Origin of the sequence: Enterococcus canintestini (assembly GCF_001885735.1) — a bacterium.
Classification (GTDB): domain Bacteria; phylum Bacillota; class Bacilli; order Lactobacillales; family Enterococcaceae; genus Enterococcus_C; species Enterococcus_C canintestini.
Genome location: NZ_JXKG01000013.1, coordinates 28,268 through 52,871, shown reverse-complemented (window position 1 = coordinate 52,871; position 24,604 = coordinate 28,268). Strand labels below are relative to the sequence as shown.

Annotated in this window: 27 protein-coding genes, 1 tRNA gene and 1 other annotated feature; of the genes, 23 read left to right on the top strand and 5 right to left on the bottom strand. The window is 35.9% G+C overall.

Annotation, left to right across the window (positions count from 1 at the left end; genetic code table 11):
• The first annotated feature begins 13 nt into the window (after positions 1-13).
• From RU96_RS08605 to RU96_RS08585, 5 genes are all read left to right on the top strand, one after another.
• Complete coding sequence (locus RU96_RS08605; RefSeq protein ID WP_071865123.1) at positions 14-346, top strand: hypothetical protein; 333 nt, start codon at positions 14-16, stop codon at positions 344-346.
• Entirely contained in the window at positions 336-551 is a 216-nt protein-coding gene (locus RU96_RS08600) for a hypothetical protein (RefSeq protein WP_071865122.1), read from the top strand. Before RU96_RS08605 ends, RU96_RS08600 begins: the two co-directional genes overlap by 11 nt.
• A 45-nt stretch (positions 552-596) precedes the next feature.
• Positions 597-992, top strand: coding sequence for a phage holin family protein (locus RU96_RS08595; RefSeq protein WP_071865155.1), 396 nt, complete (start codon positions 597-599; stop codon positions 990-992).
• Between the two features lie 77 nt (positions 993-1,069).
• Positions 1,070-1,303: a hypothetical protein gene (locus RU96_RS08590; protein WP_249024169.1), complete on the top strand. Its 234-nt coding sequence runs from the start codon at positions 1,070-1,072 to the stop codon at positions 1,301-1,303.
• A 2-nt stretch (positions 1,304-1,305) separates the two neighbouring features.
• Positions 1,306-2,214: a GH25 family lysozyme gene (locus RU96_RS08585; RefSeq protein ID WP_071865121.1), complete on the top strand. Its 909-nt coding sequence runs from the start codon at positions 1,306-1,308 to the stop codon at positions 2,212-2,214.
• Between the two features lie 623 nt (positions 2,215-2,837).
• Here the strand turns inward: RU96_RS08585 and RU96_RS08580 are convergent.
• The gene (locus tag RU96_RS08580) at positions 2,838-4,187 is read right to left on the bottom strand and encodes an MFS transporter (RefSeq protein ID WP_071865120.1); all 1,350 of its coding nucleotides are present in this window, start codon (positions 4,185-4,187) and stop codon (positions 2,838-2,840) included.
• A 99-nt stretch (positions 4,188-4,286) separates the two neighbouring features.
• Between RU96_RS08580 and RU96_RS08575 the strand changes: the two genes are divergently transcribed.
• From RU96_RS08575 to RU96_RS08545, 7 genes are all read left to right on the top strand, one after another.
• Entirely contained in the window at positions 4,287-4,706 is a 420-nt protein-coding gene (locus RU96_RS08575; RefSeq protein ID WP_071865153.1) for a MarR family winged helix-turn-helix transcriptional regulator, read from the top strand.
• A gap of 18 nt (positions 4,707-4,724) precedes the next feature.
• Complete coding sequence (locus tag RU96_RS08570) at positions 4,725-5,294, top strand: hypothetical protein (RefSeq protein ID WP_211269906.1); 570 nt, start codon at positions 4,725-4,727, stop codon at positions 5,292-5,294.
• Positions 5,295-5,308: 14 nt separating this feature from the next.
• A complete protein-coding gene (locus tag RU96_RS08565) occupies positions 5,309-5,518 on the top strand; it encodes a hypothetical protein (RefSeq protein ID WP_071865118.1) in 210 nt (69 codons plus the stop codon).
• A gap of 16 nt (positions 5,519-5,534) precedes the next feature.
• Positions 5,535-6,104: a hypothetical protein gene (locus RU96_RS08560; RefSeq protein ID WP_143350958.1), complete on the top strand. Its 570-nt coding sequence runs from the start codon at positions 5,535-5,537 to the stop codon at positions 6,102-6,104.
• 305 nt (positions 6,105-6,409) lie between these two features.
• The gene (locus RU96_RS08555) at positions 6,410-6,766 is read left to right on the top strand and encodes a YxeA family protein (protein ID WP_071865116.1); all 357 of its coding nucleotides are present in this window, start codon (positions 6,410-6,412) and stop codon (positions 6,764-6,766) included.
• A gap of 8 nt (positions 6,767-6,774) precedes the next feature.
• Positions 6,775-7,521 (top strand): ABC transporter ATP-binding protein, encoded by a 747-nt coding sequence (locus tag RU96_RS08550; RefSeq protein WP_071865115.1) that lies wholly within the window; start codon positions 6,775-6,777, stop codon positions 7,519-7,521.
• Between the two features lie 12 nt (positions 7,522-7,533).
• Positions 7,534-9,339, top strand: a complete 1,806-nt coding sequence (locus RU96_RS08545; RefSeq protein WP_071865114.1) for an FtsX-like permease family protein — start codon at positions 7,534-7,536, stop codon at positions 9,337-9,339.
• Positions 9,340-9,837: 498 nt separating this feature from the next.
• Here RU96_RS08545 and RU96_RS08540 read toward each other — a convergent pair whose 3' ends face one another.
• Positions 9,838-10,437, bottom strand: a complete 600-nt coding sequence (locus RU96_RS08540) for a DUF1054 domain-containing protein (RefSeq protein WP_071865113.1) — start codon at positions 10,435-10,437, stop codon at positions 9,838-9,840.
• Positions 10,438-10,794: 357 nt separating this feature from the next.
• Between RU96_RS08540 and RU96_RS08535 the strand changes: the two genes are divergently transcribed.
• The 5 genes from RU96_RS08535 (at position 10,795) to RU96_RS08515 (ending at position 16,212) form a co-directional block, all read left to right on the top strand.
• Complete coding sequence (locus tag RU96_RS08535) at positions 10,795-11,646, top strand: PRD domain-containing protein (protein ID WP_071865112.1); 852 nt, start codon at positions 10,795-10,797, stop codon at positions 11,644-11,646.
• The gene (locus tag RU96_RS08530; RefSeq protein WP_071865111.1) at positions 11,643-11,960 is read left to right on the top strand and encodes a PTS sugar transporter subunit IIA; all 318 of its coding nucleotides are present in this window, start codon (positions 11,643-11,645) and stop codon (positions 11,958-11,960) included. Before RU96_RS08535 ends, RU96_RS08530 begins: the two co-directional genes overlap by 4 nt.
• A gap of 47 nt (positions 11,961-12,007) precedes the next feature.
• Positions 12,008-13,699 carry a lactose-specific PTS transporter subunit EIIC gene (locus tag RU96_RS08525; protein WP_071865110.1) on the top strand — a complete coding sequence of 564 codons (1,692 nt, stop codon included), beginning with the start codon at positions 12,008-12,010 and terminating at the stop codon, positions 13,697-13,699.
• Positions 13,683-15,086, top strand: a complete 1,404-nt coding sequence (gene lacG / locus RU96_RS08520; protein ID WP_071865152.1) for a 6-phospho-beta-galactosidase — start codon at positions 13,683-13,685, stop codon at positions 15,084-15,086. Before RU96_RS08525 ends, lacG begins: the two co-directional genes overlap by 17 nt.
• Positions 15,087-15,228: 142 nt before the next feature.
• Positions 15,229-16,212: an LPXTG cell wall anchor domain-containing protein gene (locus RU96_RS08515; protein ID WP_249024168.1), complete on the top strand. Its 984-nt coding sequence runs from the start codon at positions 15,229-15,231 to the stop codon at positions 16,210-16,212.
• Positions 16,213-16,279: 67 nt separating this feature from the next.
• Here the strand turns inward: RU96_RS08515 and RU96_RS08510 are convergent.
• Positions 16,280-16,353: transfer RNA gene (locus RU96_RS08510), tRNA-Pro, on the bottom strand.
• A gap of 150 nt (positions 16,354-16,503) precedes the next feature.
• Between RU96_RS08510 and RU96_RS08505 the strand changes: the two genes are divergently transcribed.
• From RU96_RS08505 to RU96_RS08485, 5 genes are all read left to right on the top strand, one after another.
• Entirely contained in the window at positions 16,504-17,154 is a 651-nt protein-coding gene (locus RU96_RS08505) for a hypothetical protein (RefSeq protein ID WP_071865109.1), read from the top strand.
• Between the two features lie 307 nt (positions 17,155-17,461).
• On the top strand, positions 17,462-18,391 hold the full coding sequence (locus RU96_RS08500; RefSeq protein WP_071865108.1) for a PLP-dependent cysteine synthase family protein: 930 nt from the start codon (positions 17,462-17,464) through the stop codon (positions 18,389-18,391).
• A gap of 38 nt (positions 18,392-18,429) precedes the next feature.
• Complete coding sequence (locus RU96_RS08495) at positions 18,430-19,575, top strand: cystathionine gamma-synthase (protein ID WP_071865107.1); 1,146 nt, start codon at positions 18,430-18,432, stop codon at positions 19,573-19,575.
• A complete protein-coding gene (locus RU96_RS08490) occupies positions 19,575-20,219 on the top strand; it encodes a class I SAM-dependent methyltransferase (RefSeq protein ID WP_071865106.1) in 645 nt (214 codons plus the stop codon). The genes RU96_RS08495 and RU96_RS08490 overlap by 1 nt, the downstream gene beginning before the upstream one ends.
• Positions 20,220-20,329: 110 nt before the next feature.
• Entirely contained in the window at positions 20,330-20,794 is a 465-nt protein-coding gene (locus tag RU96_RS08485; protein ID WP_071865105.1) for an S-ribosylhomocysteine lyase, read from the top strand.
• Positions 20,795-20,871: 77 nt separating this feature from the next.
• Here the strand turns inward: RU96_RS08485 and RU96_RS08480 are convergent, their stop codons facing one another.
• Positions 20,872-21,300 (bottom strand): acyl-CoA thioesterase, encoded by a 429-nt coding sequence (locus RU96_RS08480; RefSeq protein ID WP_071865104.1) that lies wholly within the window; start codon positions 21,298-21,300, stop codon positions 20,872-20,874.
• A gap of 55 nt (positions 21,301-21,355) precedes the next feature.
• On the bottom strand, positions 21,356-22,294 hold the full coding sequence (locus RU96_RS08475) for an aldo/keto reductase (protein ID WP_071865103.1): 939 nt from the start codon (positions 22,292-22,294) through the stop codon (positions 21,356-21,358).
• A gap of 173 nt (positions 22,295-22,467) precedes the next feature.
• Positions 22,468-22,673, top strand: a binding site (T-box leader).
• 73 nt (positions 22,674-22,746) lie between these two features.
• Between RU96_RS08475 and aspS the strand changes: the two genes are divergently transcribed.
• Positions 22,747-24,519, top strand: coding sequence for an aspartate--tRNA ligase (gene aspS / locus RU96_RS08470; RefSeq protein ID WP_071865102.1), 1,773 nt, complete (start codon positions 22,747-22,749; stop codon positions 24,517-24,519).
• The last annotated feature ends 85 nt before the right edge of the window (positions 24,520-24,604 follow it).

The window sequence follows — 24,604 nt, the reverse complement described above, 5'->3', positions numbered from 1 at the left end:
TGGAGGGAAAGAAATGAAATTAACGGTACTTCAAATTTTAGAATTAGAAACAGGCTTATTTGAACTAAGCGAAAAGGAATTGCCAATTGCGACAAGTTTAAAAATCAATCAGGCAATCACGAATTTAGGAGCAGTTACTCACTCGATTCGTGAGACTGCAAAACCTATCTTGGAATTGGAACAAAATCAACAAAATGAAAAGTTGAAAGAATTATATCAAGAAGAGATGGGGGTTGATCTTCCTCAAGTGAGTACAACAGATTTTGGAGAAATAACCATTCGTGCGAGAACACTGCATCAACTGTCGCCAATTTTAAAAGAGGAGGAAACATCCGATGAAAATTAGAATGACTGAAATGAACTATGTTTTTAACGAAGAAGACGAAACAGAAGCGATCGAAGTACAGTATCAAAGCTATGTAGATGGCAATAACTTTAGTGCACGTGTGGTTTTGACGGAAGGAAATTTTGACGAGATGACACGCAGCCAAGTAGATAAAGCAGCCAAAGAAAAAATTATTAGCTGGTTGCGACCGAAAGAATCCGAGTAATCGGGAGCTTTTTTATATTGAGAAAAGAAGGCGGTAACTATGGATATGTTTGCGTATTTTAGACACTTTTTAGAAACGGAAGATGCAAAAGTTTTGTTTATTTTGGCGCTCATTTGTGCAGCGATGACATTGGATTTTCTATTAGGAACGATTGCGGCAAAAATTAATCCTTCGATCGAATTTAAATCGAAGATTGGAATCAATGGGATTTTAAGAAAAATCGCCAGTATTTTTTTACTCGTTTTTTTTATCCCATTGTCGGTCATTGTTCCCGGAGGAACGGGGATTGCTTTGTTATATACCTTGTATTTGGGCTATCTTTTGATGGAACTGAAATCCATTTTAGAAAACTATCAAAAAATGGGTGGAGCAACAGATTTGTTTCAACGGTTTTTAGATAGTTTTAAATCGAATCATGATGGAAAGGATGGGCGATCCTAATGTGGGCTATTTTGATGAGTGATGTGACTTATTTTTTGGTTTCTTTCCTCTTTTTTTTGGTATTGGTGGCTTTGTTTTTGGCAATTTATCAATGCTTGAAAAGCTATCGTATTGACCGACTTGCCAATGAATTGTGGTTGAAACAACGTTATACAGAGATTTTTATTCATTCTTTACCGGAAGACTGTGATTGTGCGTTAGTCAAATCACAGTTAATGGATACATTTAAGAAAGAGCGCATCCCATTTACATTTGAAGAAATTGACAAACTGATTGAAGCTGCTAAACAAGATTATTTGAAAGGGGAATGAACATGCTGAACGGTATTGATGTTTCAAGTTGGCAAGGGGATATCCAAGTTCAGAATATGGACTTGGATTTTGTGATTGTCAAAGCTACGGGAGGAACTGGTTATATTAATCCATATTGTGATAAAGTGTATCAACGGGCAAAAAAAGCAGGAAAACTCCTAGGATTTTATCATTATGCACATGAGATTGGTTCACAAGGAACTGCGGTACAAGAGGCGGAGTTCTTTGTAAAACAGACAAAAAATTACTTTGGAGAGGCGATTCCGATTTTAGATTGGGAATCGGATAATAAACATGATGTGAAGTGGGCGAAAGCATTTTTAGATCGAGTATATGCTAGAACTGGAGTTAGGCCACTGTTTTATACCTACACAAATATAATCAATAGTTATGATTTTTCAAAAATAGCAAGAGCAGATTATGGACTTTGGATTGCCAACTATGGATTGAACGCTGAAACAAGTGGATTTAAACAACCACAACCGCCAAAATCGAATGGGTGGTCTACAACGGCTATGTTTCAATATAATACGCAAACCCGATTGCCAGGCTATGGTGGACTTTTAGATGCCAATGTATTCTATGGGGATGTGAACGCATGGAAAGCTTATGTAGCAGTTAATGGTAAGCCAGAAAAGCCAACCCCAACGTCCGAACCACCAAAACTTAATCCTACACCAATAGGAGGAATTAAAATGAAAGAATTTACGTTAAATACAAATGTCAATTTGCGTACAGCTGCGACAACATCAGCGCCTATTATCGCACTTTTGAAAAAGGGACAAAAGGTCAAGTTTAATGATATTGTGTTAGCTGGCGGCTATCTGTGGGCTGTTCAACCCCGGACAGATCAATTCAAAAAAGGGTATATCTCTCTTGGGGAAATTAATTCGTATGGTTTGATTAGGTAAAAAAGTTTAGCTCAGGTCTCTTTAATGAGGTCTGAGCTCTTTTTTTGTTAATGAGTTGAATGATGCCTCAGAAAAACAAGGAATTAATTTTTCGAATATTCTTCAAACAGCTTTAAAAGACGAGCTAGGAATAAAAAACTAGTTTTTGAAAGAGAGTTGGACTTGATTCTTTTTTGTACATCAAGTATATTAACTATAATGATGAGTAAAGTGTTCATATTTATTCTCTCAGGCCCACGTTTTGTGGGTCTTTTTTATTAATATGTACGCCCCACGTTAGATGAGAATTTTCTCATAAATTGACCCAGACGAAACTGGGATTTTTCTATTTTGACCCAGATTTGACCCAGATAAGTTGAAATTCTATGAAATTTAGAAAAATACGAATTTCTAAAAATGTTGATGTATCAAGGGTTTTGAATGTTGTTAAAATTATAAAAGTGAGCATTTCCGGCTGACCAAGCTAAAGAAGCTTTAGCTAAATAATAAAAATAAGACCCCTCGTTGTGAAATAGATCTCCTAAGTTAGCAAGAACTAGCTTAGTGAGGTATTTCTACGAGGAGTCTTTTTTATTAACCTAGATTAACTGAGTAATCCGCAAGATGCGTACATACTATTTTCCTTACCCCTCTGACCTAGAAGCGCGACTTACTACTAGTAGTAAAAAAATGAAGATAATACTTACGGTAAGATAAACATGATGATACCCTGCGATATGTTGGTTTTGTGCTAGAAAACTGCGCTGGTTAATGACACCTAAAATTGTTACTAGAAAACTTTGACCTAAGGTGCGGCAAAGTGTAATAAAGCCAGAAACGCTACTTAAATTTTCTTGAGTCGCATAAGCTTGAGCGGAAATTACACTGACAGTAACCCCTGTGCCAATGAAAAAGCCAAGAAAACTTGATAGTAACAATAAAGCACTGTAACCAGTTGAATTGGGTAAGAAACTGAGAATTAAAAAGCCAGCCAGAGCACCCGCTAAGACAAGTTGCAGGAGCTTTTTTTGTTTATAACGTAAGAGTAATTTGCCTGAATAATAAGAACCAAGTATAAAAAAGATAGATGATGGTAAGAGTGCAAGACCACCTAATGTAGCGGATAGATGTAATTCAGTTTGTACCCACAGCGGTAGATAAACTTGAAAGCCAATTAAAGCGCCATTAATTAGGAAGACACAAATTGTAAGTAAACGAAAATTACTAATCTGAATGGTTTGAATTGGGACAATCGGAACCGTTGTTTTCGTTTCTTGTCGATAAAAAAGAAAAAGTGTCAGCAATCCTAAAATTAAAAGTGCGCTCCCTATAAATATTTGGCTCGCCATCAACTGGATGCCACTTAAGGTAATCAGTAGACTGACAATAAGTGCACTATATTGCACAAGACTATTTTGAGGAGAAGGAGCATAAATTTTTTCTTCTTGATAAAATAGTTGAACTAACGTTAAAACAATTAAGATAAAGGGAATATTAATAAAAAAGATCCAGTGCCAGCTAAGTTGACTTAAAATGACTCCACCCAGTAAAGGCGCAATAAGCGAGGCAATTCCCCAAGCTGAATTATTTAAGCCCATCACTTTTCCGCGGGTTGAAAGGTCAAATAACTCACCAATTAACGCAAAAGTCATCGGCATGATTCCACCTGCACCAATTCCTTGGATAACACGAGCTGTCAGTAAAAACCAACTAGAAGGGGCAAAGCCACATAAGGTTGTACCTAATAAAAAGAGTAATAAACCAGTTTGAAAAATTCTTTTTTTACCATAATTATCTGCCATTCGTCCAAAAATTGGCGTTGCTAGGGCGCTTGAAAAAAGATACGTTGAAAAAATGAGAGCAGTGAGATTGGGATTTCCCAAGTCATTGGTAATCGCTCTGGTGGCAGTTACTACAATCGTGGCTTCAATTGCAGTTATTAATGTAGCGATATAAATTGCGACAATCATCCATTTTGTCTTTGTTTGGTTCAATTCCAATTCCTCCTGTAAAACAATTTATTTGACGAAGTTCATTATATGATTTATTATTTGCTTGCGCAAGTAAATAAACTGAAAAAGGAAGTGCCGCCGATGGAGAACGATAAAAATGAAAGTGATAGCTTAAAACAATTAGCTAGTGTTAGTCGTCGCTATATTAAATTAGTAGATAATTATCTTGCTCCACATCAATTAAACTCCAGTTTATATTATTACATTTTAAAACTACATGACTATGGAGATTTGCCACAAGAAAAGTTGGTTCAACTGACAGGGGTCAATGCGAGCAATGTCACACGAGCTATAAAAAAACTAATCGATAGCCAGTATTTAAAACGAAAAGAAAATCCCAATGATCGTAGAGGCTATGTTCTTTCCTTAACACAAGAAGGACACGCGATATATCCGATTATTATTGAAGCATTACAACAAGCAAACATAGCTTTTTTTGCTCCTTTAAACGCCGAGGAACAAAAATCGTTTATCGACTCACTTAATAAGTTAAGTGATTAGGTTGAAAGGATGATTACCATGAAAAATACAGAATTACTAAATAAAATTGTCACAATTCCAGATGACTATCAATTAGCAGAAGAACGACATGAAACCCGTAATCGCCACAAGGTAACTATTTTGCGATATCAAAAAAATGGGATTTTTGAACTAAATGGTCCTCGGATTATTGCGGTTTTTTTGAAAGATACTTTAGTGAGTGTTAAAAATCTTGCGGTAGTTCCTGAAGGTAAATTACCGTCACCTGAACGCGCCCGTGCCCTTGCCGAAGATATTTTTGCTAAAAGTAATCGTAGTTATGCAAGAGGATTGTCATTTATTCGCATTGAACACCAACAACGGGAATTTATTGGAGAAGATAAAAAAACTCATCAATTTCCGGTTTTATGGATTAAATTTAGTCATACCAATGGTAGCTACAATTGGGTAACGTTAGCAGCAAATGGTCAACTAATTGAGATGGAAATTGATTCACGCTGGGATTATTTCCGTGGTCGTCGTAAAACTGAAATGTGGGATAATGACGATTGGGTGTTAGCCAGAGAAGGAAAAGGACCGCAATTAAATAGCCCAAATGCATTAGCTTAAATGAGGTGAGTAAGATGAATGAATTGCAGTATGAAAACAACTTAGCGCTTTTAGGGCAGTTACGCGATCAGCTCCAACGACTAGAAGAAACAGGTTACATGACAGCTTACTATAAAGGCTACAGTGCTAGCGGAGCCACATTAGAAGAAATTAAAGAAGAAATGCAAATGCTGGAAGCGCAAATTCATAAGTTAGAAGAAGAACTAGATGATTTTGAATGGTAAGAAAGAAGGCATAACCATGGATTATTGGGAAATGATTGCAGCTGTAGTTACGATACCGGCAGATTATCAAATTGCAGAAGAAGAAAATCAGATTCGTAATGGTAAGTTGGTGCATATTTTTCGCTTACAACCAGAAGGAAAGTTTAGTCTGAATGGCCCGCGTATTATTGGCATCTTTGAAGATGATAATTTAATAAGTTTAAAAAATTTAAGTACGTTGCCTAATGGTGAATTATTAGAAGATGATGTCGCTGTAGAACGAGCCGAAGAAATAATTGCAGAGGTAAACTGGGAATATGGAAGTGATAATATATTTTTGCGGGTAGACTACCAAGAGCGCAATTTTTATGCAATCGATGGACAAGAACAATTTTTCCCTGTTCAGTGGGTTAAGTTTGCAGCCTCATCTGGTAATTATGCATGGGTAACATTAGGTGCAGCAGGGGAAATTATTGAAGTGGAATACGAGTCAGAATGGGATTATTTTCGTGGTCGTCGTAAAACTGAAATGTGGGATAATGACGATTGGGTCCAAGCCTATTATGGTCAAGGGCCACAATTAGCCAGTCCCAACGCATTAGCGTAATGAAAATGAAAAGAATTTCTTGGTGCAAAAAAGTTTAGAATCACACATAACAGGAAAAAAAGAGAATTCTCAACTGTAACAAGTTAGAGGATTCTCTTTTTTTGTAGCTAAAGAAATCAGAATAGGCTGAAATCTGAAGAACAATTGATTAAATTCCAGCTTATTACTTGATCGCTAAGCGAGTTCATTTAACTTTTCATTTTATTTTTGAAATGACAGTAATGTTAGTTTTTTGATAGTTAAATAAATGTCACGTTTTTTGGTCAAGTTTTATAATAAAAATGTAAACGAAAGGAAGGAAAGATATGAAAAAATTACTAATTGTTCTGGTGGCACTATTAGGGATCGGTTTTATTGGTCTAAAAGTTGCTGACTACTTTATTATGGGTGGCGAACAATATTATGTAAAAATCACAACCGATGGACAAAGAGAAGACGTAAAAGCTGATAACGGTGAAAATGTCACACAATATAAATACTCTTTACCTGGTTATGATAAAGATGGCAATGAAAAACAAATGGACTTTAATGCATTTAAAGATCGTCCTTTAAGAAAGAATGCCTATTTAAAAATTACTTGGAATAAAAATAAAGGCGTGACTTCATATGAAGAAGTCAAAGAATCTGAATTACCCACAGCAGCAAAAGAAAAATTAGAGTAGGAGAAGTTATGGAAAATATAGTAGAAATCAACAACGTCAAAAAAACTTATGGTACAGGTAACGAAAAGAAAACAGAAGCATTAAAAGGAATTTCCTTTGATGTAAGAAAAGGTGAATTTGTTGGAATTATGGGAGCCTCAGGTTCTGGTAAATCAACATTATTAAATATTTTATCCACTTTAGACAAACCAACAGCTGGCAAAATTACAATCAATCAAAAAGATGTAACGAAATTAAAAGGCAATCAATTAGCAGATTTCAGAAGTGAGGAAATTGGCTTTATCTTCCAAGATTTTAATTTATTAGAAAATATGACTGCAGCCGAAAATATTGCAGTGCCCTTGTCATTACAAGGTGTAAAACCAAAAGAAATTAAACAACGAGTGAAAAAAATTGCGGAACGATTGTCCATTACGCATATTTTAGATAGTTATCCTGCTGCCATTTCCGGTGGACAAAAACAACGGGTTGCTGCGGCACGGGCTTTGATTACCCAGCCAACAATTTTACTAGGGGACGAACCAACTGGTGCCCTTGATTCCAAAAGTGCCCGGGATTTATTGGATACGATGGAAGAATTAAATGAAAAAGATCGCGTTTCTATTTTATTAGTCACCCATGATCCTTTTTCAGCAAGTTATTGTCAACGTATTTTATTTATTAAAGATGGTGTGATACACCAAGAACTAAAACGAGATCTTCAGACGCGAGAAGAGTTTTATCGTGAAATCTTAGCGCTTCTAGCGGAACAGTAAGGGGGAATTTAAATGCTTTTTAAATTATCTCTTACAGGAATTAAAGGAAAATTGCGAGATTACTTAGTGCTATTTTCCGGCTTGGTAATGGCTTCGGCGATATTTTACATGTTTGAATCAATGGCAACTAACAAAGCCTTTTTAGAAAGTAACTCAATTATCTCATCGGTTGTAATGATTTTTCATCTCGGTTCGGTGTTATTGGCTATTATTACCTTAGTCTATATTCTATATGCTAATTCATTTTTGATGACGATGCGGCAAAAAGACTATGCGATGTTTATGATGTTAGGCGCAAAAGGACGAAAAATTGCCCAACTCATTTTTGTGGAAACTCTATTTATTGGTATTTTAGCGACAATTGCTGGTTCTGCAATTGGGATTGGATTATCAAGTATCGTTAATCAGTTATTAACCAAACAATTAGATGTAAAAGTAACACACTTTTCACCCTTTAATACAGAAGCTTTAATGATTACATTCATTTTTTTCATCATCTTATTTTTAGTATCTGCGGTAATTAACGCTGGCTCAATGATTAAAAAACCGATTTTAACTCTCTTACGAGCAAGTGAAACACCAACTAAGAGTCAACGCAAAAATAGTTTATTATTTGTTGAAACTTTTTGTGGGATTGCCTTTTTAGCAGTCGGTTACTGGATGATGGCACAAGTAAATACATTAGGGTTTATAGCGTTAGTAATTGCATTAGTGACGATTATTTTAGGAACCTATCTAGTTTTCCATGGTGTTTTGATTTTCATTTTGCAACTTTTAAAACGCTCTGACCGCTTAGTTTTGAAAAAATTAAACGGCTTTACTTTTTCTCAGTTAAGTTTCCGTATTCAAGATTATACACGCATGTTATCAATGGTTGCTATGTTATTTGCTTTGGCGTTAGGTGCTTTGACGGTGGGGCTAGGTTTCCGCAATGAGATTCCTAAAATGACCGACCAAACTTCATCTTATGATTTAGTATTAAATAATGCTCAAAAAGCAACGCAAGATCAAGTAGATGCGTTAAAACCAACTGAAAATACCACATACTTGCAAAAAGAAGATGATAAAACTGTTTATTATCTAAAAGATGAATTTAATTCACACCCACTGACTGCGGTAGTTTATGAAAAAAATAAAACTAGAAAAACAGAATATGATGGGGATAAATTAGCTGCAGACGTACAAGCAATGGATGGTTTACGTTCTTTAGAATTACCAAGTCAAAGAACCAAAGAACATCAAGTTATTGACCGTCAAAGTTTTGAAGCACTCAATTTACCAGTAACGAAATTACAAGTGGTAAAAGTGAAAGATTTCATGACTGCTTTGCCACAATTAAAAAAACTAGCAACTGAAAATGTGACGAATAATAAAGAATTGAGTGATCCAGCATCAATGGGGAGTCTTAGCCAAAAAGTGGACGCCTACACAGCTTTTAATGGGATGTTTTCTGGCTTTGAATTTATGGGCTTTTTCTTAGGCATTGCCTTTTTGACTATGCTAGCAAGTTGTTTAATGTTTAAAATCTTATCTGGAGCTAATAGTGACGTTCGACGTTATGCGATGCTAAATAAAATCGGTACCCGAAAAGGTTTATTAAAAGCATCTCTACGCAAGGAAATTGGAGTTTTGTTCCTTGTACCAGGAATTCTTGGTGTAGTACATGTACTGTTTGGTTTACAAATGTTTACGACTTTATTAAGTGAACCCTATGGCGATATCGCACTGCCATTCACTATTTTCTTTGTCCTATATTTTCTATATTATGTACTCACAATTTGGTTATATAGTGGGATCGTTTTGAAAAAAGTTAAATAGTTCTAGCAAATTTAAAGACCGGGATAAGTGATATTGACCTCAAAAAGCTAGATTTTTAAAGAGGGTATGACAAAAGCAGGTTGCTTCTGTCATACCCTCTTTTTTGCAATAAATATTTAATAATGAAGTGAATTTTTTAGGAAAAATAAAAGACTAAAGGAACACTTTGAATGTTTCCTTTAGTCTTATTTTAAAAATACTAGCCAAAAGAAGTCGGCTAGCGCTAAAAAGCAACTTTTTAATAAGGTTTTATAATATTTTGCGCGGTAAAAAGCCAGAGTTTGTGCACTAGTCTTTCTACTTGCATATTTAAAGTGGGAAAAACTAGTATGCCAACTAGTAACATAACAAAAATGCTGGAAATAATGATAAAAGATAAATGTATTTTTTTGTGCATGAGAATGACTCCTTTTAATTACAACTTATTATAAGGAGTTTTCTCATATTTGGGTAGGAACAATAGTGTAAGAAAAAACTATGTTAAAAGTCATGCTGCCCTTATGTTAAAAGGTCATAGATAGGAAGCAGACTAGTGTAAGTTTCTTCAATATATTGCATTGCTTTAGCCGGAGTGTGCCACAAAGGGCTGTCTTTTTTTATGACTCGGCCAATTTGAAACTCAGCTTTTTTGACAGTATTTAAGCGGATTAGAGCACTTTTTAAGTTTTCAGGAGTTAATGGTAATATTTCTGGCTTCGTATGATCTAAACTAATCACGCTGTCTTTTGGTAATGAATCAAAAATGGTAGGATGTTGTAGTAAAATTTCTGCCATTTCTTTTTGATTTTTTGGTTGATCAATAATAGCTAACCACATAAAAACATATTCTGGCCAAATGCCTATTTGAAAATGAGCGTTCATTTTATAGCCTCTTTTACCTTCACTCATAGCAGCCCAGGTATTTTCAGGCGGATGAACAGTTCTTCTGCGATGTTGGGCAATGTGTAGGTAAAAAGGTCGGTTAAAATTTTGTGATAACATTTCGCAAATTGGTTGTCCAATGGTAGTAAAAACAGGTTGAATTTCACTGCGAATAGCGTTCATTCGCTCATCCAGTCCAGTAACAGTAAAGACATTAAAACTATTTTCGTTAAACATTTAGTAACTCCTTTTTTATAATGAATAAGTTAAAGATAGCATATTAAAAAGTAGACATAAAATAATCTAATTTCTTTGCAGATGATGTTTATAAAAGTTTGTTTATTGTTAACTTTGTTTAGTATTTGCTCTTAAAAAGTGAAGTCTAGCAATCTATTCGCTATGAGGTGTTTAATTTATGTTAGTTCAAAAAAAGTTCTTGAAAGTGTTTACATTTGTTTTATATTATGATAGATTGAATATATAAATAAAGTGTGGATTGTTACTAATACGATTAGGCAAGAACCGCAAATATAGAAAAAGATAGTGCCTATCTTTTCTATATTTGCGGTTCTTTTTTGGTAAAGGAGTGAGGAGATGTATGAAATAGCACAGATACTAAATAATAATGTAGTTATTATTTGGGATCATGGGCGCCAAAAGGCTATTGCGATGGGAAAAGGTATTGCATTTCAAAAAAAGAAAGGAGACTTTATTGCAAAAAAAGATATCCAAAATTTATTTGTTTTGCGAAATGAGCAATCAGAACAAAATTTTTCAGCGTTACTAAAAGATGTTCCAATTGATTTTATCACAACGAGTTATGAAATTATTGAGCATGGAAAACTAAAGTATCGATTTCCTGTCCAAGAATATATTTATGCAACGCTCACTGATCATATTTATTTTAGTTATCAACGGATTATGAACCATGAGTACGTAACGAGCATGTTACCGGATTTAAGTGAACAATATCCAGTTGAATATCAAATCGCAAGAGATGCATTAACAATAATAAAAAATAAACTCGCTATTATTATGCCAGCTGGAGAAGTTGCAAATATTGCATACCACTTCATTAATGCAAAAGGGATAACGACTCAAGGCCGTTCTTCAAAGTTATCCGTTATAAAAGATACATTGACTGAAATTAGTCAGTTTTTACAAGCGCAAGATATTTCACGAGATGAAGACGGTAATTTATATGATCGGCTAATGATTCATATTAAATATGCTATCGATCGTGAACCTGAAGAATTAAGTAGCGATGATTTAGCGGAACATTTTCGCGAAAAATTAATCAGTCAATATCCACAAGCTTATCAAATTGCTGGACAAATTTTTAATATTATTACAAGTAAAGCTGGCATTATACTGAGCTCTAATGAACAAGTCTATCTAACAATTCATTTACAACGATTATTACAAAGAAAGCAGGAAAAAAGATGAAAAAAGACGAAGTTGCCATGATTGGTTTTGAAATTGTTGCTTATTCAGGAGATGCACGATCAAAATTATTAACTTTATTAAAAGAGGCTAAGTTAGGAAATTTCACTGAAGTTCAACCCACAATTGAGATCGTCGATGACTTACTAAAAAAAGCACATGAATCACAAACAAAAATGTTAGCCACAGAAGCAGGAGGTGAGGAAGTAGAACTAGGCTTTATCTTTGTGCATGGACAAGACCATTTAATGACGACCTTATTATTGCGGGATGTTGTAATGGACATGATAGAACTTTATCAGCGAACAAATGTATAAGAAAAGAGTATGGAGTATTTTTAGTAACCAAATTGGGAGGTAAAAAAATGAATAAAATCATTCAGACGATTGAAAAGTGGAAACCTTTTTTTGAAAAAGTGTCAAAAAACAGCTATTTATCCGCCATAAAAAATGGTTTTGTCTCTTGTATGCCAGTAGTTATCTTTTCAAGTATTTTTTTATTAATTGCCTATGTTCCTAATATTTTTGGCTTTTATTGGTCTGAAAATACAGAAGCAATGATTATGACCCCTTATAATTTTACCATGGGATTTTTAGCGGTTGGGGTTGTTGCGACTACGGCAAAAGCACTAACGGATAATTTTAATCGAGACATGCCTAAAACAAATCAAATTAATATTATTGCGCCAATGGTAGCTTCTATTTGTGGCTTATTATTATTAGCAACAGATCGGCTTGAAGGTGGAATTTCAACTGGATATCTAGGTTCCAGTGGATTGTTAGCAGCTTTTATTGTCGCATTTGTTACCGTAAATGTTTATCGTTTTTGTGTTAAGCGTAATATTACAATTCGCCTACCAGAAGAAGTTCCGCCTAATATTTCTCAAGCTTTTAAGGATATTATTCCTTTTGGGTTTGCGATTATCATTTTTTGGGTATTTGATTTCGCCTTTCGTTCGGCTTTTGAAATGAATTTTGCTCAAGGTGTTATTACTTTTTTCCAACCGCTATTCACGGCAGCTGATGGTTGGATCGGGCTAGCTATTATTTATGGCGCGATGGCTTTCTTCTGGTTTATTGGTATTCATGGACCATCCATTGTGGAGCCCGCCGTATCAGCCATTTATTATGTTAATATTGCAGCCAATGTGAGTGGTTTTCAAGCTGGAGAACACGCAACCAAACTATTAACACCTGGATTACAATATTTTGTAGCAACGTTAGGAAGAACAGGTGCTACGTTTGTTGTACCTTTCTTATTTATTTTCTTTGCTAAGTCAAAAGCTAATAAAGCAATTGGGAAAGCAGCTGTTGTTCCAACTTCTTTTGGTGTGAACGAACCTATTTTGTTTGGTGGACCACTTGTATTAAATCCTGTTTTCTTTATCCCTTTTATTACAGCACCAATAATAAATGTATGGCTGTTTAAGTTTTTTGTTGATTTTTTAGGAATGAATAGTTTTCTCTATGTACTTCCGTGGACTTTTCCAGGGCCAATTGGACTGATTTTAGGTACAGGCTTTAGTCCATTATCTTTTGTCTTAGCAGTAGTGTTGCCACTTGTAGATGCTTTAATCTATTATCCTTTCTTCAAATCCTATGATTTACAACGATATGAAGAAGAACAAGCTGAAGTAAATAAGGAAAAAATAGTGGAATCTGATGAAGACGCTATCGTAACACTGGTTTCTGATACAGTAATTTCTGATGAAAAAAATGTATTAGTTTTATGTGCTGGTGGTGGAACGAGTGGATTACTGGCCAACGCCTTAAATAAAGGAGCCCAAGAATTTAATGTAAATGTTAAAGCTGCAGCGGCAGCTTGGGGTGCTCATCAAGATATGTTAGCGGATTATGATCTGATTGTTCTAGCACCACAAGTTGCAACTAATTTGCCGGATTTACAAAAAGATTGTGATCGTTTGGGAATTTCTTGTATTGCAACAGAAGGAGCAGAATATATTGCCTTAACAAGAGATCCGAAGAAGTCACTAGAGTTTGTTTTAAATATATTAAAACACAAAGGAGGAAATACAGATGATGTTGTCATTGCCTAAAGAATTTGTTTTTGGTGGGGCCACTGCGGCTTATCAGGTAGAAGGGGCTACAACAGAAGATGGTAAAGGTCCTGTTTGTTGGGATGTCTTTTTAAAAGAGCAAGGGCGCTTCTCACCAGACCCTGCCAGTGATTTTTATCATGAGTATCCAACAGATTTAGCTCTAAGTAAAGAATATGGCGTGGATGCAATTCGTGTTTCGATTGCATGGACCAGAATTTTTCCAAATGGTACTGGTGAATTGAATAAAAAAGGTGTGGCGTATTATCATGCTTTGTTTGCCGAATGCTTAAAAAATGGCATTACACCATATGTGACATTGCATCATTTTGATACACCGTTAAATTTACATCAAAACGGGGACTGGCTAAATCCTAAAACAATTGATGCCTTTGTGGCATATGCTGATTTTTGTTTTGCTGAGTTTGGTAGTCAAGTGAAAAAATGGATTACTATTAATGAACCAGCTTCTATTGCATTTGGACAATATGTAGTAGGAAATTTTCCTCCTAATATTCAATATGATTTACCAAAAGCAATCCAAGCAATGCACAATCAAATGGTAGCTCACGCCAAAGTTGTTAATCTTTTTAAAGAAAAAGATTACACTGGCGAAATCGGTATTGTGCATATTCTTGAATCATATTATCCAGCGGAAGATGCAGTAGAGAATTTAGCTGCTGCAAACACATGTAATGTTTTGTACAACCAATTCATGTTAGATGCTATTTATAAAGGGTATTATGATAATGATACTATGTTTGTTATCAATGAGATATTAAAACAGAACGATGGCAAGCTAACTATTTTACCAATGGATTTAACAGAACTTGCAAAAGCAGCAAAACAAATCGATTTTCTAGGTCTGAATTATTATCAAAGTCATTTTGTACAACCATTTCACGGTGAAAGTTATATTCATCATAATGGTACCGGTGAGAAGGGGACAGCTGTCTTTCGTTTAAATGGTGTGGGGGAAAGAATTTACAATCCCGCTATTCCAAAGACTGATTGGGACTGGGTGATTTATCCTAAAGGTCTCTATGATATGATGCTTTATATCAAAAATCGTTATCCAAACTATCAAAAAATTTATGTTACAGAAAATGGTTTGGGAGATAAAGATCAGGTAGTAAACGGAGAAGTTTTGGATCAGTCCCGAATAGATTATGTTGCTATTCATTTAAAAGCAATCGAACAAGCTATTTCATCTGGAATTGAAGTAAAAGGGTATTTTATTTGGTCCTTACAAGATATGTTCTCTTGGACAAATGGATATAATAAGCGCTATGGGTTATTTTATGTTGACTTTGATAGTCAAAAGCGAATTCCTAAAAAAAGTGCACAATGGTGGAAAGAATTATCGGAATCTACTAAAAAAGGATAGCTAATCGATTATGAAAAGAGGAGTTATGACAAGTGAAAGTCGTAGCTTCTTTTTTATTAAAAAACTCCTTTCATTTTTCAAAACTAATGTTACAATTATGTTACAAAAAATATTCGTAAATAAAAGTAAAGAAGTGATAATAGTGAAAAAAGTGTTAGGGATTTTAACTTTAGCAATCTTATTGGTGGGACCAAATGTATATGCCGCAGAAGAAACAGTGACAAGTGTGACAACTACTTTGGAAGTTTTAGAAACATCAAACAGTAACGAAAGTATGACTACAAATTCTTCATCAACGGAAGCTAGTGAAGTGTCAACAGATACAACAATAGAAGCAAAGGAAGTTGGCGAAGCAATTAAAAATGGGATTGAAGAACAAACCGGGATCCCAGCGGCGACAGACAATAAAGCAGTAAATCAAAACGTATCAGAAATTAGAAATGAATTAGCCACTGGACAGTATAATATCTCAGCTGAACAGCTAGCAAGTTATACAGATGAGCAATTAGAGGATGCCTTACAAATATTTACGCGGGTAAATCAAGACTTTTATGGCATGGATTTAGGGGCTTATGTTCGTTTGTTGACTGCTTTATATCAAGATAAAACAGTTAATGTTGCAGCAGCAAATGCAGCACTAAGTTTTGATCCTACCAGTCTTTCACTAGCAGAATTAAAAACTCAAGTGGCGGACTTACAAAACTATTTACAAAATCTTTATCCCCCAAATAGCAGTTTTATCCCAATTCGCCAGTTGAGTAATGATGAATTGGTGGCCATTTTGAATTTTGTCACACCTTTACAAGAAAAAATGCTTACAGAAGAAGGGCGCTTTTTTCCTGGGATTGTAGCTTGGATTGCACGTTATGCATCTGAGGGTATTCCGCAAGCGCGAGGGGATTTGGCTAAACCAGTTGCGACAAACACTACTGAAACAACAAATAATTCTTCTAATCAAGATACAAGCTCTAAAGAAACAGCAACTACAAAAACCACGGACAGTACCAAAGCAGCTACTGGAATCCTTCCAAAAATGGGAGATAAGCCAATGTTTTATCTCTCTTTTGTTGGTCTTCTGGTAGTCATAATAGTGGCAATTATTTTTTATCGACGTAAAAAGAAATAAAAATAAAAGATCCTTGTGAGATGGACTGAAGATAAATAATCAGTTCAAAATCACAAGGATCTTTTAATCGGGAAAACAGGATTTGAACCTGCGACCCCTTACTCCCGAAGCAAGTGCTCTACCAAGCTGAGCTATTTCCCGTCAACATTTCTAACGTTACTGCTAAAAAATGATTTTTGCAAAAGAAAGGCTTAAAAACAGAGACAAAACGATTGTTTCATGACAGAGAAGTGTGCATCAGGTATACTAATTAAAAGTAGATGGGAAGCTAAACTTTTGTAGGAGGTTTTTATGGATTTTGCTAAGCAGGATTTTTCATATTACGAGCGTACGATTGCGTTAATGTATCGTAAATTTTTTATGAAGCGGATTGTTTTAACGCTGGTAGCGTTATTCATTGTCGTTATTTATAGTTTTATTTTTAAAGAACATCTTATTATGAATAGTGTTATTATTGTACTACTTTTAGGTTTGGTTATGCTGCTTTTTAAAAAGTTGCAGGAATTTCCTGAAGTGTACGGGAATTTTCTAGCTCAAAATGAACCGCTTGCTCAAATTGTTCAAATTGAAGAAGCAGAATATAGCTATAATGTTTTAAAAGACAATAACTTTGTCGTAGCAATTAATAAAAAAGGGGCGCGTAATTTACCGGCTAGTAACAAACAATATACTTTACTAGTAGGCTTTGCGAAAAACTTTTTTACTATGCAACCGCTGGCGATTTATTATTATGATATGTTGGAGTTGACTTATGAAGAGAAGTTTCGCTTAAAACGCAATGGTTACAATAATGTTCCCCGATTTTTGCGGCGTTTTACTTGGACTAATTTAAAAGCAACTGCCGGTAATGGCGTGAATTTTGTGTTGGGAAATCTATTCTTTCTCTTTATTTTATACCGCTTGTTACGTTATTTATGGCGCTTTTTGCAACTGTTGTTCTAATTGTTATTTAAAAAAATAATTGTTGACAGCAATTTACCTGCAATGGTAGATTGATATCAAATTTAGGAAAGGGGTCATGTAGACATGGCACAGCGAACTGTTTTAATTGCAGATTGTTGTTGTATGGTGCAAAACATTGCAGCATACCATTTTGTCATGCCTATTAATAGACCTAATTTCTAAAACATTCGCGAACAGTTCTGTGTGCACCAGTAACTATTTGTGTATATTTTTAGAGTATTCGAGGTACTGATTAATAGTCAGTACCTCTTTTTTTATTTCCCAATTTAAGCTAAGGAGCAAAAGCATGATCATTAATCAAATTAAAGAAGCCATTGGAAATACGCCACTGTTACGCTTTACCAGTTCACAATTACCAATTCCAAACGAGACAGAAATTTTTGCTAAATTAGAATTTTTAAATCCTGGCGGTAGCATTAAAGATCGTTTGGGGCAGTATTTAGTCAGTAGCGCTATCCAAACAGGAAAATTAAAAGCTGGTGGCACTTTAATCGAGCCTACCGCAGGAAATACAGGCATCGGACTAGCGCTAGCGGCCCAAGCCTATGGTATTCAAACGATTTTTGTGGTGCCAGAAAAATTCAGTTTAGAAAAGCAAGCGTTAATGCAGGCACTAGGGGCAACCCTTGTACACACACCTACCAAAATGGGCATGACAGGAGCAATAAAAAAGGCAAAGGAACTCGCACAAGAAATACCCAATAGTTATCTACCGCTCCAGTTTGAAAATGAAGGAAATCCAAAAGCTTATTACGAAACACTGGGTCCTGAAATTGTGGCAGATCTTCCGGAAACAATTACAGCTTTTGTAGCAGGTGTTGGCTCTGGTGGAACGTTTGCAGGCACGGGGGCTTATTTAAGAGAAAAATATCCGGAAATTTTATTGTATGGTGTTGAACCGGCAGGCTCTATTTTAAACGGAGGCTTAAGTCATGCCCATGAAATTGAAGGTATTGGGGTCGAGTTTATCCCACCATTTTTTGAAAATTTACCTATCGCAGGTTATGAAACAATCAGTGATGAAACAGGTTTTTCTTATACTCGCCAACTAGCAAAAGATTATGGGGTTTTAGCAGGTAGTTCAAGTGGGGCAGCTTTAGCGGCGGCTATTAATGTGGCCCAAAAATTACCAGCGGGTAGTGTGATTACGACTGTCTTTCCCGATGCTGGCGATCGTTACTTATCAAAGGATATTTACACACGTACTAAGTATTAATAAGAATTTATTAGACCAAATTTTTAGGAGGAACTTTTATGCATCGCAATACAAAATTAATTCATGGTGGCATTAGTACTGATTCGGTGACAGGAGCAGTGAGTGTACCAATTTATCAGACTTCAACTTACAAACAAAATGGCGTGGGAAAACCTAAGGGCTATGAATATTCCCGCTCAGGCAATCCGACTCGTTTTGCACTAGAAGAATTGATTGCCGATTTGGAAGGGGGGGTTAAAGGCTTTGCTTTTGCTTCAGGCTTAGCTGGTATTCATGCCGTATTATCAATGTTCAAACCAGGAGATCATATTTTATTAGGCGATGACGTATACGGGGGAACTTTCCGGTTATTAGCGCAAGTTTTTGAAAAAAATGGGCTGGATTATACAACTATCGACACGAGTGATTTAAATAATATTGCTGAAAATGTTCAAAAAAACACCAAAGCACTGTATTTGGAATCCCCAAGTAATCCGTTATTGAAAATAACCGATATTAATGGCGCTACAGCACTGGCAAAAGCCAATCACTTAATCACAATTGTAGATAATACTTTTGCTACCCCATATTTTCAACAACCTTTAGACCTTGGTGCAGATATCGTGGTTCATAGTGGGACTAAATATTTAGGGGGACATAGCGATGTAGTATCTGGCTTAGTTACGACGAACAGCCCTGAGTTGGCAGAAAAAATCGGCTTTTTACAAAACGCAATTGGTGCGGTTTTGGGGCCACAAGATAGCTGGTTAATTCAACGGGGTATCAAAACACTCGGGGTTAGAATGCGGGAACATCAAAAAAATGCCTTGACTGTGGCGCAGTTTTTACAAAATCATCCAGCAGTAGCAAAAGTCTATTATCCTGGTTTGACTAATCATCCTGGTCATGAAATTGCTTTAAAACAAATGCAAGGTTTTTCGGGGATGGTCTCTTTTGAACTTTCAGCTGAAGAAAAAACAACAGAATTTGTAGAAAGTTTAGCCTTATTTACTTTAGGAGAAAGTCTAGGTGGCGTCGAAAGTTTAGTTGAAGTACCCGCTGTCATGACCCACGCTTCGATTCCAAAAGACAAACGGGAAAAAGCTGGTATTAAAGATGGTTTAGTCCGTTTATCCATCGGGTTAGAAGATGAAAGAGATTTATTAGCAGATTTAAAAGCAGCTTTTGAAAAGGTGGGAGCATAATGGGGTTAGAATTTATTCCGATTTTTAAGGAATGGGCCAAGGAATACGATGAAACTGTAGCAGGACATGATCCAGAATATGCTGAAGTTTTTGCTAATTATTCAGAAATGTTAACTATGATTACTGAAAAAGCTGGCCAAAATGTGTTAGAATTTGGCAGTGGCACAGGAAATCTAACCATTGCTTTGTTAAAAGCTGGGAAAACTGTTTTCCCAGTTGAGCCCTCTGCAGAAATGCGAGACCTGGCTAAAGAAAAGCCAGAACTTGCCGGTATTGATTTTTTAGCCGGCGATATGGAGAATTTTCCGTTACCCGCGGGGAATATCGATACAATTGTCGCTAACTTTGTCTTTCACCATTTAAATGGAATTGAAAAAAAGCGAGCGTTGCAAAAATATGCGGTCCTCTTACCAAAAGGTGGCAAAGTAATTATCGGCGATACGATGTTTGTTTCGCAAATGCGCTTTGATGATACCATTACCACAGCTATTAATACTGGCAAAAAGACACTGGCAGCAGATTTACAACGGGAATATTATCCTTTATTGCCCAATTTGGAAAATTATTTTCACGAAGCTGGTTTTACGGTAAAATTCTGGCAAATTAATTCTTTTGCTTGGATTGCTGAAGCGGTGAAACGCTGAGAAATTTTTTGGTAACAGTAACATGACAATTTTAAGCATTGCAGCCGTGATAATAAAAAAATGAAACAAAAAATGTCTTCCCCAAAAACAATTAAGAAGGAGCAAAAAATATGAAGATGAATGTCGAAAGTTTTAATCTAGATCACACGAAAGTAAAAGCACCTTATGTCCGCGTAGCTGATCGCAAAACAGGTGGAAATGGTGATACGATTATTAAGTATGATGTCCGTTTTAAACAACCAAATAAAGAACACATGGAGATGAAAAGTCTTCACTCCCTAGAACATTTGACAGCTGAATTAATTCGTAACCACGCTGATTATATTGTGGACTGGTCACCAATGGGATGCCAAACTGGTTTTTATTTAACGGTTTTAAACCACGATGATTACGATGAAATTTTAACTGTGTTGAAAAAGACGATGGAAGATGTGTTAAATGCAACAGAAGTTCCTGCCAGTAACGAAAAGCAATGTGGCTGGGCAGCAAATCATACGTTAACAGGAGCCCAAGAACTGGCGCGTGAATTTTTAGCAAAAGAAGATGAATGGTCCACTGTTTTTGCAGCAGAATAATTCATTCATATAATAGTAGACAAATAAAAAGCGTACCCAACAAATGACTGTGGGTGCGCCTTTTATTTATTTTTGTTTTATAAACTAGCATAATCACTAAATAGTTGGTGAAAAGTGGGGTTTGCTTTTTTTAGCTGCACCAAACGTCCAGTTTCACTTTTTAAAAAGCAGTGCTGACTTTCACCAGTTGTAAGAATTTTGGTTTCATCTGATACCGGTGTAATCTGATAGGTGAAATTTAGACGCGTACCGGTGTATTTTTCTACGTTGACGTGGATCTTGACCGTCTCACCGTAATGAATCATCTCTTTATATTGGCAACTCACGCCTAGAACTGGCACAATAATCCCACTTTCTTCTAACAAATGATAGGGCAGTCCCAAGTGTTCCAATAAAGCAACTCGGGCTTCTTCAAACCAACGAATATAATTGGAATGATGAATAATCTGCATTTGATCAGTTTCGTAATAATGGGGGCTACGGATATAACCAGCGTATTTTTCCATTTTGTCTCCTCGTCTTACTTGTTAACTTAGCAATAATCTTTCTTTTACTAAAAGATTAAAAGCGGAATAAGTCATCGATTAATTCATAATCGTCATTGTTAATCCGAATATCTGTTGCTTTGGCATTTGCCACCATTTGCTCAACATTTCTTGCGCCGGGAATAACAGCAGCAATATTTGGATTTTTTAAATACCAGGCTAAGACAAGTTGGGTCACAGTTGCATCATTGCGATGGGCGATAATCTTCATTTCTTCCATAGTAGCAATAATTTTTTGATAACGGTCCCCTGTGAAATCAGGATTTTTGCTGCGGGAATCATTTTCGGCAAATTTTTGGTCAGCAGTATATTTTCCTGATAATAAACCTGACGCTAATGGAAAATATGGAATAAAGCTAATTTTGTGTTTAGCTAAGTAAGGGAAGAGTTCGGTTTCAGCTTCTCGATGCAATAAATTATAATTGTCTTCAACTACATCCACATAACCGTCTAAATTGGCTTCTTTAATTTGAGCTAAAGAAAAATTAGAAACACCAATTGCTCGAATTTTACCTGCTTCTTTTAATTCATGAAGTGCTTTTACTGCTTCATTTTTTTTCGTTACTTCATCAGGAAAATGGATATAAAAAATATCAATATATTCTGTTTGTAGTCGTTTTAAGGCATCTTCCACTGCATTTTGTAAAAACTCAGGACTATTATCTAATTGCTCTTCATTACCGGGGACTTGAGCGGCTTTGGTGGCAATAATTACGCGGGCGCGGTCAAATTCAGCTTCTTGCAAAACTTCCCCAATTAATTTTTCCGATTGTCCAAAACCATACGCATAAGCGGTATCTAAGAGGGTGACACCATTGCGTAATGCAGTCCGTAAGACTTCTTTGCCTACTTCGTCATCCAAGTTTTTAAATAGGTTGTGACCACCAATTTTATTGGTACCTAATCCTAATGTGGATGCGTAAACTTGTGATTTGCCAATTTGTACATCTGCCATGAAAAAAACCTCCTATATGTTTTTTACTCTAATACAAGTCTAAATCAAACTGCCAAAAAGCTGAATTGAAACGTCTTATCAGTAAAACTTTTAAATGAAAGTAAGGAAATTTTGAAAAGGACTTTGAAAAATCTTGACATTTTCACGTAATTCTAGTAGCTTAACATTAATAGTAAAAATCAGTGAAAGAAAGAGTAGCAAATAAGATCCTTTTAAGAGAGAACTGCCTTGGCTGAAAGTAGTTTAAGCCTTATTTGTCAAAGACATTCTGGAGATGAGCGCGTGCAAAGCCGCTTCCGTTTTACCAACGTTATCGGTCTTGAGGAAAGTTTAACTTTCAAATTTAGGTGGTACCGTGGATTGATCATTCGCCCTTGTGAGAACAAGGGCTTTTTTTGTATTCCAAAAACGGCCAAAAGCTGATTAAAAAAGAGTTTGATGGAGGGTAAAAAATGGCAAAACGAACTGTATATTGTGGTTTAGTTTCAAAAGCTGAGTTAGAACAAACTGTAACCTTAAAAGGTTGGGTACAAAAGCGTCGCGATTTAGGTGGCGTAATTTTTATTGATTTACGTGATAGAGAAGGCATTGTACAAGTGGTCTTTAATCCTGAATTATCAAAAGACGCCTGGGAAGTTGCCGATAAATGTCGCAGTGAATATGTGATTGAAGTAACAGGTAAAGTTATTTTACGAGAAGCAGCAGCAATTAATCCCAAAATGAAAACCGGCGAATTTGAAGTTATCGCCTCTGAAATTACTGTTTTAAACAAAGCCAAAACACCACCATTTGCAATTGAAGATGATCAAGAAATCAGTGATGAAATTCGTTTGAAAAATCGCTCACTTGATTTACGTCGTCCTAAAATGACGCAAAATATTATCATGCGTCACAAAACAACCCAAGCCATTCGTCATTATTTAGACGAAAAAGGTTTCTTGGATATTGAAACACCTTATTTAGGTAAATCTACGCCAGAAGGTGCGCGGGATTATTTGGTACCTTCACGAGTACATCCGGGTCACTTCTATGCTTTGCCACAATCACCGCAATTGTTCAAACAATTGTTGATGAACGCAGGCTTTGATCGTTACTATCAAATTGCGCGTTGTTTCCGGGATGAAGATTTAAGAGGCGACCGCCAACCTGAATTTACGCAAGTCGATATGGAAATGAGTTTTCTAACGGTAGAAGAAATTCAAGAGATTACAGAAGGTATGATTGCAAAAGTCATGCAAGAAGTAAAAGGAATTGAAGTGACGTTGCCATTTCCCCGCATGACTTATGATGAGGCGATGAATCGTTACGGTAGTGATAAGCCAGATACTCGTTTTGCGATGGAATTAGTGGACTTAGGTGATGTGGTAAAAGATGTCGATTTTAAAGTCTTCCAAATGGCATTAACTTCTGGTGGTGTAGTCAAAGCACTAAACGCAAAAGGTGCCGCTAGCAAATATTCTCGTAAAGATATGGATAACTATGCCCATTATGTTGGTCAGTTTGGTGCAAAAGGACTAGCTTGGGTTAAAGTAGAAGAAGATGGCTTAAAAGGGCCAATTGCCAAATTTTTAACAGAAAAACAAGCGGAAATTATTGCTGCTACAGATGCTGAAGTTGGCGATTTAATTATGTTTGGTGCAGATTCCTTTAACGTGGTAACAGCAGCTCTTGGTGCGGTTCGGAATAAAATGGCCAAAGAATTAGGCTTAATTGATGAAAGCAAGTTTAACTTTTTATGGATTACCGATTGGCCTCAATTTGAATATAGTGAAGAAGAAGGTCGTTATGTTTCGGCCCATCATCCTTTCACTTTACCAAAAAAAGAAGATATTCAATATCTAGCAACTGATCCAACCAAAGTACATGCCGAAGCTTATGACATTGTTTTAAATGGTTATGAACTAGGTGGGGGCTCATTGCGTATTCATGAACGCGAATTGCAAGAAAAAATGTTTGCTGCTCTAGGTTTTGGCCGCGTAGAAATGCAAGAACAATTTGGTTTCTTATTAGACGCCTTAGACTATGGTTTTCCACCACTAGGCGGAATTGCCTTAGGTTTAGATCGTTTTGTTATGTTACTAGCAGGTGAAGACAATATTAGAGAAGTAATTGCCTTTCCAAAAAATGGGAAAGCAGCTGATCCTATGACGCAAGCACCAAGTACCGTCTCACCATTACAACTATTTGAATTAAATATTGAAGTCACTGCAACCGAAGAAGACTAAAAGAATCTTAAAAGGACACTCACTTTAGTGGGTTGTCCTTTTCTTTTTGCATCAGACTTCGTATAATGTACACAGCGAGAAGAAA

Bases quoted from the DNA above. Each gene is read 5' to 3' on its own strand.
- RU96_RS08570 (WP_211269906.1), top strand. From the start codon at position 4,725: ATGAAAAATACAGAATTACTAAATAAAATTGTCACAATTCCAGATGAC.
- RU96_RS08550 (WP_071865115.1), top strand. From the start codon at position 6,775: ATGGAAAATATAGTAGAAATCAACAACGTCAAAAAAACTTATGGTACA.
- RU96_RS08605 (WP_071865123.1), top strand. From the start codon at position 14: ATGAAATTAACGGTACTTCAAATTTTAGAATTAGAAACAGGCTTATTT.
- RU96_RS08540 (WP_071865113.1), bottom strand. From the start codon at position 10,437: ATGTTTAACGAAAATAGTTTTAATGTCTTTACTGTTACTGGACTGGAT.
- RU96_RS08505 (WP_071865109.1), top strand. From the start codon at position 16,504: ATGGATTTTGCTAAGCAGGATTTTTCATATTACGAGCGTACGATTGCG.
- RU96_RS08485 (WP_071865105.1), top strand. From the start codon at position 20,330: ATGAAGATGAATGTCGAAAGTTTTAATCTAGATCACACGAAAGTAAAA.
- aspS (WP_071865102.1), top strand. From the start codon at position 22,747: ATGGCAAAACGAACTGTATATTGTGGTTTAGTTTCAAAAGCTGAGTTA.
- RU96_RS08535 (WP_071865112.1), top strand. From the start codon at position 10,795: ATGTATGAAATAGCACAGATACTAAATAATAATGTAGTTATTATTTGG.
- RU96_RS08490 (WP_071865106.1), top strand. From the start codon at position 19,575: ATGGGGTTAGAATTTATTCCGATTTTTAAGGAATGGGCCAAGGAATAC.
- RU96_RS08600 (WP_071865122.1), top strand. From the start codon at position 336: ATGAAAATTAGAATGACTGAAATGAACTATGTTTTTAACGAAGAAGAC.
- RU96_RS08475 (WP_071865103.1), bottom strand. From the start codon at position 22,294: ATGGCAGATGTACAAATTGGCAAATCACAAGTTTACGCATCCACATTA.
- RU96_RS08500 (WP_071865108.1), top strand. From the start codon at position 17,462: ATGATCATTAATCAAATTAAAGAAGCCATTGGAAATACGCCACTGTTA.
- RU96_RS08560 (WP_143350958.1), top strand. From the start codon at position 5,535: ATGGATTATTGGGAAATGATTGCAGCTGTAGTTACGATACCGGCAGAT.
- RU96_RS08585 (WP_071865121.1), top strand. From the start codon at position 1,306: ATGCTGAACGGTATTGATGTTTCAAGTTGGCAAGGGGATATCCAAGTT.
- RU96_RS08595 (WP_071865155.1), top strand. From the start codon at position 597: ATGTTTGCGTATTTTAGACACTTTTTAGAAACGGAAGATGCAAAAGTT.
- RU96_RS08555 (WP_071865116.1), top strand. From the start codon at position 6,410: ATGAAAAAATTACTAATTGTTCTGGTGGCACTATTAGGGATCGGTTTT.
- RU96_RS08525 (WP_071865110.1), top strand. From the start codon at position 12,008: ATGAATAAAATCATTCAGACGATTGAAAAGTGGAAACCTTTTTTTGAA.
- RU96_RS08565 (WP_071865118.1), top strand. From the start codon at position 5,309: ATGAATGAATTGCAGTATGAAAACAACTTAGCGCTTTTAGGGCAGTTA.
- lacG (WP_071865152.1), top strand. From the start codon at position 13,683: ATGTTGTCATTGCCTAAAGAATTTGTTTTTGGTGGGGCCACTGCGGCT.
- RU96_RS08575 (WP_071865153.1), top strand. From the start codon at position 4,287: ATGGAGAACGATAAAAATGAAAGTGATAGCTTAAAACAATTAGCTAGT.
- RU96_RS08545 (WP_071865114.1), top strand. From the start codon at position 7,534: ATGCTTTTTAAATTATCTCTTACAGGAATTAAAGGAAAATTGCGAGAT.
- RU96_RS08480 (WP_071865104.1), bottom strand. From the start codon at position 21,300: ATGGAAAAATACGCTGGTTATATCCGTAGCCCCCATTATTACGAAACT.
- RU96_RS08495 (WP_071865107.1), top strand. From the start codon at position 18,430: ATGCATCGCAATACAAAATTAATTCATGGTGGCATTAGTACTGATTCG.
- RU96_RS08530 (WP_071865111.1), top strand. From the start codon at position 11,643: ATGAAAAAAGACGAAGTTGCCATGATTGGTTTTGAAATTGTTGCTTAT.